Raw genomic sequence first — 15,459 nt, forward strand, 5'->3', positions numbered from 1 at the left:
CCGGAAGTGACAACCCCGCAAATCTCTACATGCTCAAACATGTACCCACATCATCTTTCATGTACGTCCTCGTCGAGCGACCGCTTCGGTCGAGCCCCTTCTGACCGGAATACCGTCTTCCGTACCCCTGAGGAGCGTCCGATGGACCTGACCGCCACATCCCGTACCGAAAAGGTCTCCGCCATGCTCGACACGGCGGCGGGCGACGCGGCCCGGCCTGTGCTCACCTACTGTGACGACGCGACCGGAGAACGGGTGGAGTTGTCGTCGGCGGAGCTGGGCGAGTGGTCCGCCAGGACGGCGAACCTGCTGGTCGACGGCTGCGGACTGGTCCCCGGTGACCGTGCCGCGCTGCTCCTGCCGCCGCACTGGCAGACCGCCGCGGTGCTGCTCGGTGCCTGGTCGGCGGGGGTGGCGGTGGCCTTCCACCCGCTCGCCACCGCCGGTCTGCCGCGCGTCGGCGTCGGCGCGGACCTGCCGATCGACGTCACCTTCGTGGCCAGCGACCGGGTCGACAACTGGTTGGAGGACGTGCCGGAGGCGCCGCACCGCTTCGTGCTCGGCCCCGGCCCGGGGACCGCCCCGCTGCGCGAGGTGCCGACCGGTTACCGCGACTACCTGGTCGAGGTCCGCGAACACGGGACCGGCCTGCCGGCGTACGCCTCGATCCACCCCTCCGCCGCCGCGACCGTCGACGGCACCAGCTACCAGGAGTGGGCGAACCTGGCGCAGGGCGTCGCCGAGATGCGCGACCTGCGCCGGGGGGACCGGGTGCTGGTCGAGGCGGCCGAGCACGAACACCCGGTGAAGTGGCTGCTCGCCCCGCTCTTTGTCGGCGCCTCGGTCATCCTCTGCGACAACCTCGCACCGGGCACCGCCGAGGCCCGCGCCGAAGCCGAGGGTGCCACCCGCATCTTCTGACCACCGGCGGGAGTGACCCCAGCGGGCTTGGCAAGCTGTACGGCGTCGCGGTGGAGATCAGCACGACGGAGCCAGGCTGGGTGGCGACGGGGCACCTGGTCGAGATGGACGACGCCGAGGGCTTCGCGATCCTCTGCGACCTCGACCCGTTCTTCAGCCTGCGATTCGGCGACGACAGCACGGTCCCGGTCACCCTGCTGCCGATCGACGGCGACCGCAGCGGATTCAATCTGACTGAATGAAGGTTGACCAGTCGGCGCGGTCGAAGGTGAGGACCGGGCCGGCGCTGTCCTTGCTGTCACGTACGCCGACCGAACCCCCGAGATCGGCCACCTCGACGCAGTCGCCGTTGCCGCCGCCGCTGGAGCGTGTTGGGTTCGCGAATGAGGCGAACCAAGCGATCCGTGGCTGTCCAGACCTGTGACGCGCCGAAGGGAACCAGGCTGAGTGACCGTGGATCACTGCTCGATCGAGAGGTGGGGGAGATGGGCTTCAGGTGGGGGCGGTTCGGGCGGCGGAGGAGGGGTGTCCCGGGCGGGGTGCGGGGGTTCTGTCGGCGTTGCGCGGTTGGCGGGGCCGTCGGGCCCACTGTCCGCGCGGCTGTCGACCTGGTTCACGTACGCCGAAAGTGGCGCCGCGGACCGACCGGCGCAACCAGCGGGAGCGGTTGCTGGGTTGGTGTGACCGGCCGTTGCGGCTCTCCGGCGAGTCGGGCGACTCGCCCGGGGCAACGTGAAAGATAGATTTCGGGCTATTCCGTTGAGTCTGCGTTGTGGCGTTGACCTGCGTGGTATTGATTGATGGTGCGCGAACTGTCGAGCCCGCAGCGGCAGATCTTCCAACTGAAGGTCTCGCTTTCCGATGTCACGCCGCTGGTGTGGCGGCGGGTGCTGGTGCCGGGTGGTTACACCCTGGACCGGCTGCACCGCGTGTTCCAGCACGTGATGGGTTGGCAGGACTGCCACCTGCACTCGTTCGAGATCGACGGCTTGCAGTACGGCGAGCCCGATCGGGACGGTGAGCTGGCCGTGCGCGACGAGCTTGACGCGCGGCTGGACGCGGTGGTCGGCAAGGGGAGCCGGTTCCGCTACACGTACGACTTCGGCGACTGGTGGGAGCACGACGTCACGGTCGAGGACGCCTTCGGCGCAGACCCGGGGGAGCGGTATCCGATCTGCGTGACCGGTGCCCGGTCCTGCCCGCCCGAGGATGTCGGCGGGCCGTTCGGCTACCGGACCTTCCTGGTCGCGCTGGCCGATCCGGAGCACCCGGACCACGAGCCGATGCGCGAGTGGATCGGCCGCCCGTTCGACGCCGAGGTGTTCGAGGCCGACCGGGCCACCACCCTCGCCCGCCGCCTCTGCTGAAGCGGCGGACAACCGCCGGGACGTACCTCTTTCCGCGTTGTTGATCAACGCTGCGGCGGTAACGAAATGGGAACGCTCCCAATCGGGTCTTGACACCTCGGTAACCCCCCGGCAATCTCATGGGAGCGCTCCCGGTCACTGTGGTCGCACCACAGCAACGCGTACGAGATCCGCCGGGCAGCCGTTCCCGTGCCAACCCGTACCACCGCCCCCACCACACATACATGCGACCTGAGAGGGGTCAGGATGAGCGTCACGTCCCGCCGTCGGCGGTTCGCGGCTATCGCTATCGCGTCCGTCGCGGTCTTCGCCACGACGGCCTGTGGCGACGACTCGTCAGGAGAATCGGCCGATCCCAACGCGCCGATCACGTTGATCGTCGACGTCTTCGGCGACCAGGGCTTCGGCTACGAGGGCCTCTACGAGCAGTACAAGAAGGACCACCCGAACGTCACGATCCAGGAGCGCGGCAAGGGGCTGGGCCTGGGCGACTACAACACCCGGCTGACCCAGCAGATCACCGCCGGCTCCGGTGCCGGTGACGTGGTCGCCCTCGAAGAGGGCACCATCGTGCAGTTCTACGCGCAGGCCGACAAGTTCGTGAACCTCGCCGACGAGGGCGCGGGCGACCTCAAGGCGAACTACCTGCCGTGGAAGTGGGAACAGGGCACCACCCCGGACGGCAAGGTGCTCGGTCTCGGCACCGACGTCGGCTCGATGGCGATCTGCTACCGCACCGACCTGTTCAAGAACGCCGGGCTGCCCACCGACCGGGAGGAGGTCGGCAACCTCTGGCCGACCTGGGACGCCTTCATCGAGCAGGGCGCCAAGTTCGCGGCCGCCGACTCCAAGAACAAGTTCGTCGACTCGGCGACCAACTTCTTCAACGTCGTACTGAGCCAGGTGGCCGGCGCCGGCACCGGTTACACGTACTACGACAAGAGCAACAAGTTGGTCCTGGAGAGCAACCCGGACGTCCAGACGGCGTTCAACCTGACCACCAAGATGATCAACGCGAAGCTCTCCAACAACCTCCAGTCGTTCTCGAACGAGTGGAACGCGGGCTTCAAGAACGGCACCTTCGCCACCATCGCCTGCCCGGCCTGGATGACCGGTGTGATCAAGGGTCAGGCCGGTGACGCGGCGGCCGGCAAGTGGGACGTGGCCAAGGCGCCCGGCGCCGGCGGCAACTGGGGCGGCAGCTTCCTCGCCGTACCGAAGTCCAGCAAGCACCAGAAGGCGGCGGCCGAGCTGGCCAAGTACCTGACCACCGCGCAGAGCCAGATCGAGGTGTTCAAGAAGCTGGGCAACCTGCCGTCGCAGCCGTCCGCGCTGAGCGACCCGGCGGTGACCGGCGCGACCAACGAGTACTTCAGCAACGCGCCGATCGGCAAGATCTTCGCCGCCGGTGCCACCGAGCTGAAGCCGGTCTACCTCGGCCCGAAGAACCAGGCCGTACGGACCGCGGTGGAGAACGCGCTGCGCTCGGTCGAGCAGGGCAAGGCCGCCGACGCGGCCTGGCAGGACGCGCTGAAGAACGGCGCGGCCGCCGGTAAGTGACCCGGTGAGGGACGTACGGGTGGCGCCGACAGGTACCCGCTGTCGGCGCCACCCGGCGTGACGCGTCATCCCTAGTTGAAGGACTCCCGATGAGCCTGGATCTCGACCCGGCGCCGCCGACCGGCCGGCACAGCCGCCAGGAGGACGGTGGACGACGGCCCCGGCCCGCCCGCCGACGTTCGCTGACCCGGCTGGACCTCAAGGTCTCGCCCTACCTGTACATCCTGCCGTTCTTCGTCATCTTCGCGATCTTCAGCGCCTATCCGATCGGTTACACCGTCTGGATCGCGCTGACCGACCGGTCGCCGATGAACACCACCATCAGCTTCGTCGGCCTGGACAACTTCGTCGAACTGCTGACCGAGGACCCGCAGTTCTGGAACGCGGTGGTCAACACGTTCGGCATGTTCGTCATGTCGACGGTCCCGCAGTTGCTCATCGCGCTGTTGCTGGCGAACGCGCTGAACCGGCGGATCAAGGGCCAGACCTTCTTCCGGATGGCCATCGCGATGCCGATCATCACCTCGACCGCGGTGGTGGCGCTGATCTTCTCGATGATCTACGCCCGGGAGTTCGGCCTGGCCAACTGGCTGCTCGACCTGGTCGGGATCGACCCGATCGACTGGCGGGCCAACCGGTACGCCTCCTGGTTCGCCATCTCCACCATGGTCGACTGGCGCTGGATCGGGTACAACGCGCTGATCTACCTGGCCGCCATGCAGTCGATCAACAAGGACATCTACGAGGCGGCGGCACTCGACGGCGCCTCCAAGACCCGGCAGTTCTGGTCGATCACCATCCCGCAGCTCCGCCCGACGATCATCTTCACGCTGATCATCTCGACCATCGGCGGCCTGCAACTCTTCACCGAACCGCTTTTGTTCACCAGCGGCTCCGGTGGCATCTCCGGTGGTTCGGAAGGCCAGTTCCAGACGATCACGATGTATCTGCTCGACGTGATGAACACCCGCTTCCGGTGGGGCTACGCCGGTGCGGTCGCGCTCGTGCTCTTCGTGCTGATCGCGTTGATGTCCACCATCAACTACCTGCTGGCCCGTCGCATCAGCTCGGACAAGTGAGGGACCGGAGATGACTACGACGACGTTGGGGCCGAGGCCCGCGCCGACCGCCCAGTCGAAGGACCGCCCGCGCAACGGGGCCGAGCGGCTCTGGAAGGCCAGCCCGCTGACCTGGGTCGGCCTGGTCTTCGCGGTGATCCTCTCGTTCTTCCCGTTCTACTGGATGATCGTCATCGCCTCGCGTACGAACGACGCGGCCAACTCCTGGCCGCCGCCGTTCCTGCCCGGCGGCAGGCTCGGCGAGAACATCGAACGGGTGCTCGCCAACGGGGACGCGAACATCGTCAAGGGGCTGGTGAACTCGTTCCTGGTCTCCGGCACGATCACCGTCGCCACCGTCTTCTTCGGCTCGCTGGCCGGGTTCGCCTTCGCCAAGCTCCGGTTCCGGGGCAAGAACGCGCTGCTGCTGATCATTCTCGCCTCGATGATGGTGCCGATCCAGCTCGGCGTACTGCCGCTCTACATCCTGATGGCGAAGCTGGAGTGGCTCAACACCATGCCGTCGGTGACGGTGCCGTTCCTGATCGGCGGCTTCGGCATCTTCATGATGCGCCAGTACGCCGAACAGGCCGTCCCGAACGAACTGATCGAGGCGGCCCGGGTCGACGGCTGCTCGACCTGGCGGGTCTACTGGCACGTGGTCGCCCCGGCCCTGCGACCGGCGGCGGCCGTACTCGGGCTGCTCACCTTCATGGAACAGTGGAACCAGTTCTTCTGGCCGTTCGTCGTGCTGGCCGACCCGGCCAACCCGACCGTGCAGATCTCCCTGCGCAGCCTCAACTCGGCCTACTTCGCCGACAACTCGCAGATCTTCGCCGGCACGTTGATCGCGACGCTGCCGTTGTTCATCGTGTTCATCCTCTTCGGCCGCCAGATCATCGGCGGCATCATGGAAGGCGCCGTCAAGTCGTGACCAACGAGCTCATCTTCCCGAGCACCTTCCTCTGGGGCGCCGCCACGGCGGCGTACCAGATCGAGGGCGGGGCAACCGAAGGCGGCCGTACCCCGTCGATCTGGGACACCTTCAGCCACACCCCCGGTCTGGTGAAGGAGGGGCACACCGGGGACGTGGCCTGCGACCACTACCACCGGTTCCGCGACGACATCAAACTGATGGCGGAACTGGGGCTGAAGTCGTACCGGTTCTCCCTCTCCTGGCCCCGGATCCAGCCCGGCGGCAGCGGACGGGTCAACCCCGAGGGGGTGGACTTCTACCAGCGGCTGGTGGACGACCTGCTCGAACACGACATCGAGCCGTGGGTGACGCTCTACCACTGGGACCTGCCGCAGCCGTTGCAGGACGCCGGTGGCTGGCCGGAGCGGGACACCGCCGAGCGGTTCGCCGACTACGCGGCCCTCGCCCACCACGTGCTCGGTGACCGGGTCCGCTACTGGACCACGCTGAACGAGCCCTGGTGCTCGGCCTTTCTGGGGTACGGCTCCGGGGCGCACGCGCCCGGACTGAGCGACCCCGAGGCAGCGGTCAAGGCCGCCCACCACCTGATGCTCGGTCACGGTCTCGCCGTACGGGCGATCCGGGACGCCCGTCCCGACCACGACCTCGGCATCACGCTCAACCTGTACGCGGTCTCACCGCAGCGCGACACGCCGGAGGACGCCGACGCGGCCCGCCGCATCGACGGTCTGGCGAACCGGTTCTTCCTCGACCCGGTGCTGCTCGGCGAGTACCCGGCCGACGTGGTCGACGACCTGGCCAAGGTGACCGACTTCGGCCACGTACGCGACGGCGACATGTCGGTCATCTCGACCCCGCTGTCGGTGCTCGGGATCAACTACTACAGCCGGCACGTGGTCGCCGCCCCGGTCGAGGGGGTGGAGCCGGAGCCGTACTGGCGGGCGCCGTCGAACTGGCCCGGCAGCGAGCAGGTCCGCTTTGTCACCCGGGGTGTGCCGGTGACCGACATGAACTGGGAGATCGACGCCCCCGGCCTGGTCGAGGTGCTGGAGCGGGTGCACCGGGAGTACCCGGAGCTGCCCCTCTACATCACCGAGAACGGGGCGGCGTTTGTCGACGAGGTGGTCGACGGGGAGGTCGACGACGCCGACCGGGTGGCGTACTTCGACTCGCACCTTCGGGCGTGTCACGAGGCGATCGCCTCGGGCGTGCCATTGCGTGGGTACTTCGCCTGGTCCCTGATGGATAATTTCGAATGGGCATGGGGCTACACGAAGCGGTTCGGCATGATCCACGTCGACTACGACAGCCAGCTTCGGACCCCCAAGTCCAGCGCCAGGTGGTACGCCGACGTGATCCGACGTAACGGTCTGGCCGCACAATAACCGGGCCAGCCAGCAACCGGGGTGCCGGCACCGACCCGCCGCAGCGGGCCGGTGCCGAGCCATCCCCACGTCGGAGGAGCAAGACGATGACAACCCAGCGCACCCGGTCACTCGGGCGGCCCACCCTCGACGCGGTCGCCGCTCGTGCCGGGGTCGGTCGGGGCACGGTATCCCGCGTCGTCAACGGCTCGCCGCAGGTGAGCCCGGAGGCTCGGGCCGCCGTGCAGCAGGCCATCGCCGAGCTGGGCTACGTACCCAACCGCGCCGCCCGCGCGCTGGTCACACAGCGTACGGACTCCGTCGCGCTGGTCGTGTCGGAGTCGGAGGAACGGGTCTTCGGCGAGCCGTTCTTCGCCGGCATCGTGCGCGGCATCAGCTCCGGTCTGCTCGACACCCCGATGCAGCTCTGGCTCGCCATGGCCCAGTCGCCGGCCGAGCGGGAGCGGGTCGAGCACCACCTCACCCCGCAGCACGTGGACGGCGTACTCCTGCTCTCCCTGCACGACTCCGACCCGCTGCCGACCCTGCTCGAGCAGCGGTCGCTGCCGGCGGTGCTCGGCGGCCGACCGGCGCGGATGCTCCAGCCGGGCGCGCAGGCGGCCTACTTCGTGGACGTGGACAACGCCGGTGGCGCCCGCCAGGCGGTGGAGTACCTGGTCGAGCGGGGCCGGACCCGGGTCGCCACGATCGCCGGCCCGCAGGACATGGGCGTCGGCGTGGCCCGCCTCGCCGGCTACCGCCAGGCCGTGCAGGCCAGCGGGCGGCCGGTCGGCGAGCACCTGATCGCGTACGGCGATTTCAGCGAGAGCAGCGGCACGGCGGCCATGCGGCGACTGCTGGAACAGGCGCCCGACCTCGACGCGGTCTTCGTCGCGTCCGACCTGATGGCCTGCGGTGCGCTGCGCGCGCTTCGGGAAGCCGGCCGGCGGGTGCCGGAGGACGTGGCCGTGGTCGGCTTCGAGGACGCGCCGATCGCCCGCCAGTCCGACCCGCCGCTGACCACGGTGCACCAGCCGGTCGAGGAGATGGGCCGCCAGATGGCCCGGCTGCTGATGTCCCGCATCCGCCACGAGGACCTGCAAACCCCCTACGTCCTCCTCGACACCCACCTGGTCCACCGCGCCTCCGCCTAACCCACACCTAGATCGGCGAGCTGTGGGGGGTGGGGGTCCAGCGGCGGAGTTCGCGGCGGGCGAGGGAGGCGCGGTGGACCTCGTCGGGGCCGTCGGCCAGGCGGAGGGTGCGGGCCTGGGCCCAGAGCGCGGCCAACGGGGTGTCCTGGCTGACCCCGGCGGCGCCGTACGCCTGGATCGCCTTGTCGATCACCCACTCCGCCATCGCCGGAGTAGCGATCTTGATGGCCTGGATCTCGGTGTGCGCACCCCGGTTGCCGACCGTGTCCATCAGCCAGGCGGTCTTGAACACCAGCAGCCGGGCCTGCTCGATCCGTACCCGGGACTCGGCGATCCAGTCCCGGATCACCCCCTGCTCGGCCAGCGGCCGACCGAACGCCACCCGCTCGGAGGTACGCCGACAGAGCAGCTCCAGCGCCCGCTCGGCCATCCCGACCAGGCGCATGCAATGGTGGATTCGCCCCGGCCCGAGTCGCGCCTGGGCGATCGCGAACCCGTTCCCCTCGCCACCGATCAGGTTCTCCGCCGGCACCCGTACGTCGTCGAAGCTCACCTCGGCGTGCCCGCCGTGCGCCCCGTCGGTGTAGCCGAAGACGGTCATCCCGCGCCGTACCGTCACGCCCGGGGTGTTCCGGGGCACCAGGATCATGCTCTGCTGCCGGTGCAGGTCGGCCTCCGGGTCCGTCTTGCCCATCACGACGAAGATTTCGCAACGCGGGTCCATCGCACCGGACGACCACCACTTGCGCCCGTTCACCACGTACTCGTCGCCCTTGCGGTCGATCCTGGTGGCGATGTTGGTCGCGTCCGAGGAGGCGACCTCCGGCTCGGTCATGCAGAACGCGGAGCGGATCTCCCCGTCGAGCAGTGGCCGCAGCCACCGGTCCCGTTGGCTCGGTGAGCCGAACTCGGCCAGCAGTTCCATGTTGCCGGTGTCCGGGGCGGCGCAGTTGAGCGCCTCCGGGGCCAGGTGCGGGCTGCGTCCGGTCAGCTCGGCCAGCGGTGCGTACTGGAGGTTGGTGAGGCCGGCGCCGTACCCGGGGTGGGGAAGGAAGAGGTTCCACAGGCCGCGCTCGCGCGCCGTAGCCTTGAGTTCGTCCAGCACCGGTGGCCGGCGCCACGGGTCGGCCTCCTCGGCCACCTGTGCCGCGTGCACCGGTTCGGCCGGGTAGACGTGGCTGACCAGGAAGTCGTGCAGCACCTCGTGCAGCTCGACGGTACGGGCGTCGAATCCGAAGTCCATCAGCCTTCCCCCTGTCGCGTCAACCGGCCACGAACATCGTTGATCACGAGGTTGTCGCAGTCCGCCGAGCCGGAAAGTGGCGACAACTTCATGATCGACCACCTTGGTCTCCGGCGGATCGGCCATCTTGGTTTTCGGCGGATCGACCACCTTGGTCTCCGGCGGATCGGCCACGGTGGTTTCCGACGGCGGTCAGGCCGTGTTCGACCAGGGGAGCGACCATCTCACCGATCCGGTCGAAACCGTCGCCGACGGTCTGCCCGAGGGTGTGCCGGTAGTGGATGCCCTCGCAGATCACCGCGAGTTTGAAACAGCCGAGGGCGATGTGCCAGTCGAGCGGGCCGACGTCGACGTCGCTACGGGCGGCGTACCGCTCGATCAGTTCGGTGCCGGTCGGGAAACCGGCCCGGGGACCGAGCCCGTCGGCGACCGGATTGCCGACCGCGTCGTCCCGGTCGCCCAGCACATCCCAGTACGTCAGCAGCAGGCCGAGGTCGGCCAGCGGGTCGCCGAGGGTCGCCATCTCCCAGTCCAGTACGGCCCGGATGGTCGCGGGCGCCGGCCCGGTCTTACCCCGAGACGCTACGGCTGTGGCTGCGGCTGCGGCTGTTGCCGTGGTCGTGGCTGTGGCGGGCGGGGGGTCGGGGTCGGGGTCCGGGTTGGCGAGCAGGTTGTCCAGCCGGTAGTCGCCGTGCACGATCCGGCCCGCGTTGGCGCCCTCCGGAACGGTCGCGGCCAGCCGTTCGCGCAACTCGGCGACACCGGGCAGCGGCCGGCTGCGGGACTGGTCGAGTTGGCCACCCCAGCGACGTACCTGCCGGGCGAGGTATCCGTCGGGCCGACCGAAGTCGGCCAGGCCGACCGAGGCGGGATCCACCCCGTGCAGGGTGGCCAGGATGTCCATCATCGCCAGGGCCAGCCCTCGCCGCTGGGCGTGACCGAGTCGGTCGGTCTGCGCCCGGTCCCGGAACACCACCCCGGGCACCCACTCCATCAGGTAGAACGGGGCCCCCAACACCGAGTCGTCCGGGCAGAGCAGCAGGGTCGCCGGCACCGGCACGCCCGTTCCGGCCAGCGCGGAGATGACCCGGAACTCCCGACCCATGTCGTGGGCGGTGGCCAGCACGTGCCCCAGGGGCGGCCGGCGCAGCACGAAATCCTGGGAACCGCTCCGCACCCGGTAGGTCAGGTTGGACCGGCCACCGGCGATCAACCTGGCGGTCAGCGCCCCGTCGAGCAGGTCCGGACGGTGTACGCGCAGGTGGCCGGCGAGCCGGTCGAGCGCCAGACCGGCCGGCGACCTCCGCTCCAGGTCACCAGCTTCGGGGAAGGTCGTCGTCCCCGGCGCGCCGGGGCCAGGGGAGGTCGTTGTATCTGGACCGTTGCCGTTGCCGTTGCCGTTGCCGTCGCTGTTGCCGTCGGGGGAGGGGGTCGTCGAGGCGTTCTCGGGCGCGGCGGCCGTGGCCGGGTCGGGTGCCGGGGCCGGGTCGGGTGCCGGTGGGGCGGCGGCTCCGACCGACGGGGGCTCCGGCCGGACGGCGCTGCCCGACGGCTCGGTCATCCGAACAGTTGATGGCAGCCTGGCCAACTTGTCAAGGACAGCTTGTTGCGGCAGAGACACGGTGCGGCAACAGGGACGAAATGGTCAGCGGGCAATCTTGGTTCAGGTAATCCGGCGACCAGACGCCGCAGACAGGCCGGGGTTCCCGCGCCGACTCGTTCGACGGAGGAACAGAGATGTTGCTGAGGGTTCGGGTGACGCTTCCGGACCGCCCGGGCGCGCTCGGGCAGGTGGCCCGAACGCTGGGCGTGGCGGGCGCCGACATCGTCCAGGTGGTGGTGCTGGAGCGGCTCGGCGGGCGGGCGGTCGACGACTTCACCGTGGTCTGGCCCGGGGCGTCCCGGGTCGAACGGCTGCTCGCCGGGATGGCGGCGATTCCCGGTGTGCAGGTGGACGGCGTCTGGCGGGCGATCGGCGCGCCCACCAGCGGCGGTCAGGACGCCGAGTTGCTGGCCCAGGTGGCGGGTAACCCCGCCGACGGGCTGGCGACGCTGGTGGACGCCGTACCCGGGCTGTTGGCGGCGGACTGGGCGGCGGCCGCGGTGGTCCCGGCGGACTGGGCGTCCCGGAGGGGATCGGCGCTCCCCGGGGCGCCCGGTGGGGCACCGGCGGTGGCGTACGCGAGTTGGCGCGCGCCGAGTCCGCTGACCCTGCCGGAGGTGACGCCACTGCGGGCCCGGGCCATGGACGGTCCGGTCGGCACCCACTACGTGGCGGCACCGTTCGGTCGAGCCGGGCTGGTGCTGATGGTGGCCCGGGTGGACGCGGAGGGCCTGTCGGCGGCGGGCTTCCACGTCACCGAGGTGGACCGGGTGGCTCAGCTCGTCCGGGCGGCGGCGGTCATCCTCGGTGACCGGCTCGACCTGGTAAGCGCGCCCCCGGCGGCAGCCAGATCGTGACCGTCGGCAGATCGTGACCGCTCGCCGTTGAGCGGATGACCCGGTCGACCCGCCCGGCCCCTGCCGGCGGGTCCCGGGATGGGAACCAGCCGCCGTGCCGGCAGGTTCCGCAGGGGAACCCGCCGGCGGGCCGGCGGGTTCCGGGAGAGGAGCTGGGATGGCGCTTTGGCGGATCAGGGCGACGGTCGACGACCGGCCCGGTTACCTGGCGGTGCTGACCGCCAGTCTCGCGCTGCGCGGAGTCAACATCCTCACCGTGCAGGTGCACACGACCGAGGCGGGCGCGCTCGACGATTTCCTGGTCGACGCGCCGGACCGACTGACCTCGGCCGACCTGGTCGCCGCGGTGGAACGCGGGCGCGGGCGGGACTGCTGGGTGGCGCGCAGCGAGGCGCGCGGCCTGGTCGACCAGCCGACCCGGGCGTTGGGCCTGGCCAGTCGGCTGGTACGCGACCCGGACGCGCTCGGCGAGGTGCTGCGTACCCTGCTGGGGGCGGACGCGGTCACCTGGCGCCCGGCACTCGGACAGAGCCGTCCGCAGGCCGGCGTGGAGACGATGCGGCTGGCCGATCCGGCCGGCGGTTCGTACGAGGTGCTCCGGGCGGCGCCCGGATTCACCCCGGCCGAGTACGCCCGCGCGCAGGCGCTGGTCGACCTCGCCGCGAACGTGGAGCGGCGTACCAGCGAGCAGGTCACCCTGGTCCTGCCGGACGGTGCGGAACTGGTGGTGCGACCGGCCGTCGCGGACGACCTGCCGGCGGTGGCGGCGCTGCACTCCCGGTGTTCGGTCCGGAGTCTGCGTCAGCGCTACCTCGGTGCGGCCAGCCCGAGCCAGCGGCGGTTGCGCCGGCTGCTGGAGCCGGCCCGGGGCGTGACCCTGCTGGCCGTCGCGGGTGGCTTCGACGGCACCCCGGAGCGGGTGGTGGCGATGGCCAACCTGCTCGCTGACGGGGCGGTCGGCGAGCTGTCACTGCTGGTCGAGGAGGACTGGCAGCGGCGTGGCGTCGGCGGGGCGCTGACCCGTCGCCTGGTCGCGTACGCCGGACGATCGGGCTGCGCGGCGCTGGTGGCGCACGCGTACGCCGACAACCTCGGCCTGCTCCGGGTGCTGCAGCGGGTCGGCCGGCCGGGACCGGTCGAGTCCGACGGTGACCTGATCACGGTGACCCTGCCCCTGCCCGGTGCGGGCGCGGCCACCGGCTGGACCGGTGTCCAGCCGGCCGAAAAAACCTCCGCCGACCCGGCCGACCAAGACCCCGGCGGCCCCGCTCCGGTGCGGAGCCGGGCCGCCGGAACAGCCTGACTGGGGCGAAGGGAAGAGGGTTCCTTCCTGTGGGACGGCAGGAAGGGGCCCTCTTCCCGGTTCCGGTCCGGCGAACGAATGCGGGCAAGATTTTCCGGTGACCTGCCTCGGACTCCGAGTCGCCCGTTCGCCCCGGCGCGGCCGGTACCCGACGACGCGAACCCGGCCGATCGCCCGGACGCCCACCTCGGCCGGTCCGTGGCCCGGGCTCACGAGACCATCCGGTCAGGTTCGTGTCCGGCCTCAGGTGGCGGGGTAGCTGTTGTAGTCGGGGAAGTTGCCGTACAACCGCTGGTCGGGCCCGCCCTGGGTGACCGCGTGCACGAGCAGGTCGCCGCCGACAAAGGCGCCCTTCCAGGAGGCGCCGCGGCCACCGAACGGCTCGTCCCGGTCGCCCCGGGAGCGGGGCTTGTTGATCCCGACCTTGAACGCCTGGAGGTCCACCGCGAGCTTGGCCGCCTCGTCCTCGTCGTCGCAGGCGAGGCTCGCCACCAGCGCCCCGTTGGAGGCGTTCATCGCGGCCAGCAGTTCGTCCTTCGTGTCCACCACCACGATGGTGTCGACCGGCCCGAACGGTTCGGCGTGCATCAGCCGGGACCGGCCGGGCGGGGCGAGTAGCACCGCCGGGGCCACGTACGCCGAGGTGTCCTGGCCGTCGAGGAAGGGTGCGCCGTCGAGCCGGCCACGGTAGAGCGGGATCGCGCCGCCGCGTACCGCCTCGTCGACCTTGCGACGTAGCTCGTCGGCCTTGCCCGCGCTGATCAGCGGGCCGAAGTCCAGCTCCGGCAGGCTGTCACCGTCGGCCCAGTCGTCGCCGACGGCGAGCGGGTGGCCGAAGCGTACCGAGCGGACCACCGGCAGGTACATGTCGAGGAACCCGTCGACCAGTTCCCGCTGCACCACGAACCGGGGGTACGCGGTGCAGCGCTGCTTGCCGTACTCGAAGCCCTTCTTCAGGTGCCTGGCCAGCATGTCCCACTGGGAGAACTCCCAGATCCCCCACGCGTTCAGCCCCTCCTGCTCGATGAAGTGGCGCTTGTCGGAGTCGAGCAGCGCGGCGGCGACCTTGCCGCCGTTGGACCGGCCGCCGACAAAGGCGACCGCGCCGATCTCCGGTGCCCGGACCAGCACCTCGGAGAGTTCCTCGCCGCCGCCGGAGAGCAGGGTGGCGGGGAGCCCGGCCCGGCGCATCAACGCGTGCGCCACGGTGAGGCAGACCGCGCCGCCCTGGGACGGCGTCTTGGCGATGACCGCGTTGCCGGCGAGCAACTGCACCAGTTCGGCGTGGACCAGCACGCTCATCGGGTAGTTCCAGCTCGCGATGTTGCTCACCGGCCCGGCCAGCGGTTCACGGCCGTCGGCGAGCATCCGGCCGATCTCGTCCACGTACCAGTGGACGCCGTCCAGCGCCCGGTCGACGTCGGCGCAGGCGAGGCGCCACGGCTTGCCGATCTCCCAGACCAGCAGCAGGGCCAGCAGGTCGCGGTGGGCGGTCAGCTCGGCCAGGGCCTCGGTGACCCGGGCCTTCCGCTGCACCAGCGGCGTGTCGGCCCACTCGCGGTGTTCGTCGAGGGCGAAGGCGACCGCGGCCCGTGCCGTCTCCGGGCCGAGTCGGGAGAGGTTGACCAGCACGGTGTTGTCGATCGGCGTACGGACCGGGGTGGGGGTGCCGACGGGCTGCCAGGCGCCCATGACCAGGTTGCGCAGGGTCACCACGTCGGAGGTGGTCGGGTCGAACGCTTCGGGGGTGGCGGCTGTTGCGCGGGCGAGGGTTTCCTGCCATGCGGTGCCGTCGGCGAGACGCAGCGCCATCGTCGTCCTCCTGGAACTCGTAACCAGTGGAGAGCGGCAGCGTCGGTGGCACCGCTGATCTGGGCGTACTGTCCCGCGCCGGGAGACGGGCCGGCAACCGTACGCTCGTATCCCAGGACGTTGTGTCCATCCACTGGCGGGTCACGCTCGGGGCGGCTCCACCGGTCGAGTGCCGCTGGTCAGGCGAGCGGATGCTCGCTCTTCACAAAGCGGCAACAGGACGGATGCATTGTCAGGCATCCATGGGAGCGCTCCCGTGCGTTCCTCGGAACCACCCGCA

13 protein-coding genes and 1 pseudogene are annotated in these 15,459 nt (G+C 70.3%); 10 read left to right on the top strand and 4 right to left on the bottom strand.

Annotated elements, in window-relative coordinates:
• Nucleotides 1-141 precede the first annotated feature (141 nt).
• The gene (locus tag ACI2K4_RS08985) at nt 142-921 is read left to right on the top strand and encodes a TIGR03089 family protein (RefSeq protein ID WP_404509877.1); all 780 of its coding nucleotides are present in this window, start codon (nt 142-144) and stop codon (nt 919-921) included.
• A 50-nt stretch (nt 922-971) separates the two neighbouring features.
• Nucleotides 972-1,163: a hypothetical protein gene (locus ACI2K4_RS08990; protein ID WP_404509878.1), complete on the top strand. Its 192-nt coding sequence runs from the start codon at nt 972-974 to the stop codon at nt 1,161-1,163.
• Here the strand turns inward: ACI2K4_RS08990 and ACI2K4_RS08995 are convergent.
• A complete protein-coding gene (locus ACI2K4_RS08995) occupies nt 1,147-1,323 on the bottom strand; it encodes a DUF397 domain-containing protein (RefSeq protein WP_404510309.1) in 177 nt (58 codons plus the stop codon). The two genes, ACI2K4_RS08990 and ACI2K4_RS08995, sit on opposite strands and share 17 nt — an antisense overlap.
• 398 nt (nt 1,324-1,721) lie before the next feature.
• Between ACI2K4_RS08995 and ACI2K4_RS09000 the strand changes: the two genes are divergently transcribed.
• From ACI2K4_RS09000 to ACI2K4_RS09025, 6 genes are all read left to right on the top strand, one after another.
• Nucleotides 1,722-2,288: a plasmid pRiA4b ORF-3 family protein gene (locus ACI2K4_RS09000; protein WP_404509879.1), complete on the top strand. Its 567-nt coding sequence runs from the start codon at nt 1,722-1,724 to the stop codon at nt 2,286-2,288.
• A 246-nt stretch (nt 2,289-2,534) separates the two neighbouring features.
• Nucleotides 2,535-3,848 (top strand): ABC transporter substrate-binding protein, encoded by a 1,314-nt coding sequence (locus ACI2K4_RS09005; protein WP_404509880.1) that lies wholly within the window; start codon nt 2,535-2,537, stop codon nt 3,846-3,848.
• An 89-nt stretch (nt 3,849-3,937) separates the two neighbouring features.
• Nucleotides 3,938-4,927, top strand: coding sequence for a carbohydrate ABC transporter permease (locus ACI2K4_RS09010; protein WP_404509881.1), 990 nt, complete (start codon nt 3,938-3,940; stop codon nt 4,925-4,927).
• Between the two features lie 10 nt (nt 4,928-4,937).
• Nucleotides 4,938-5,840 (top strand): carbohydrate ABC transporter permease, encoded by a 903-nt coding sequence (locus tag ACI2K4_RS09015; RefSeq protein ID WP_404509883.1) that lies wholly within the window; start codon nt 4,938-4,940, stop codon nt 5,838-5,840.
• Nucleotides 5,837-7,228: a GH1 family beta-glucosidase gene (locus ACI2K4_RS09020; protein WP_404509884.1), complete on the top strand. Its 1,392-nt coding sequence runs from the start codon at nt 5,837-5,839 to the stop codon at nt 7,226-7,228. Before ACI2K4_RS09015 ends, ACI2K4_RS09020 begins: the two co-directional genes overlap by 4 nt.
• Nucleotides 7,229-7,314: 86 nt before the next feature.
• The gene (locus ACI2K4_RS09025; RefSeq protein WP_404509885.1) at nt 7,315-8,361 is read left to right on the top strand and encodes a LacI family DNA-binding transcriptional regulator; all 1,047 of its coding nucleotides are present in this window, start codon (nt 7,315-7,317) and stop codon (nt 8,359-8,361) included.
• 7 nt (nt 8,362-8,368) lie between these two features.
• Here the strand turns inward: ACI2K4_RS09025 and ACI2K4_RS09030 are convergent, their stop codons facing one another.
• Nucleotides 8,369-9,604, bottom strand: a complete 1,236-nt coding sequence (locus ACI2K4_RS09030; RefSeq protein ID WP_404509886.1) for an acyl-CoA dehydrogenase family protein — start codon at nt 9,602-9,604, stop codon at nt 8,369-8,371.
• A gap of 184 nt (nt 9,605-9,788) precedes the next feature.
• A pseudogene (locus tag ACI2K4_RS09035) lies at nt 9,789-11,165 on the bottom strand (phosphotransferase family protein); the annotation flags it as partial.
• Between the two features lie 176 nt (nt 11,166-11,341).
• Between ACI2K4_RS09035 and ACI2K4_RS09040 the strand changes: the two are divergent.
• Both ACI2K4_RS09040 and ACI2K4_RS09045 read left to right on the top strand, forming a co-directional pair.
• Complete coding sequence (locus ACI2K4_RS09040) at nt 11,342-12,064, top strand: amino acid-binding protein (RefSeq protein ID WP_404509888.1); 723 nt, start codon at nt 11,342-11,344, stop codon at nt 12,062-12,064.
• Nucleotides 12,065-12,221: 157 nt separating this feature from the next.
• Nucleotides 12,222-13,367 (top strand): GNAT family N-acetyltransferase, encoded by a 1,146-nt coding sequence (locus ACI2K4_RS09045; RefSeq protein WP_404509890.1) that lies wholly within the window; start codon nt 12,222-12,224, stop codon nt 13,365-13,367.
• A 243-nt stretch (nt 13,368-13,610) separates the two neighbouring features.
• Here the strand turns inward: ACI2K4_RS09045 and ACI2K4_RS09050 are convergent, their stop codons facing one another.
• Nucleotides 13,611-15,179 (bottom strand): aldehyde dehydrogenase family protein, encoded by a 1,569-nt coding sequence (locus ACI2K4_RS09050; RefSeq protein WP_404509891.1) that lies wholly within the window; start codon nt 15,177-15,179, stop codon nt 13,611-13,613.
• Between the last annotated feature and the right edge of the window lie 280 nt (nt 15,180-15,459).

This window comes from Micromonospora sp. NPDC050397 (genome assembly GCF_044901685.1).
Classification (GTDB): Bacteria; Actinomycetota; Actinomycetes; order Mycobacteriales; family Micromonosporaceae; genus Micromonospora_G.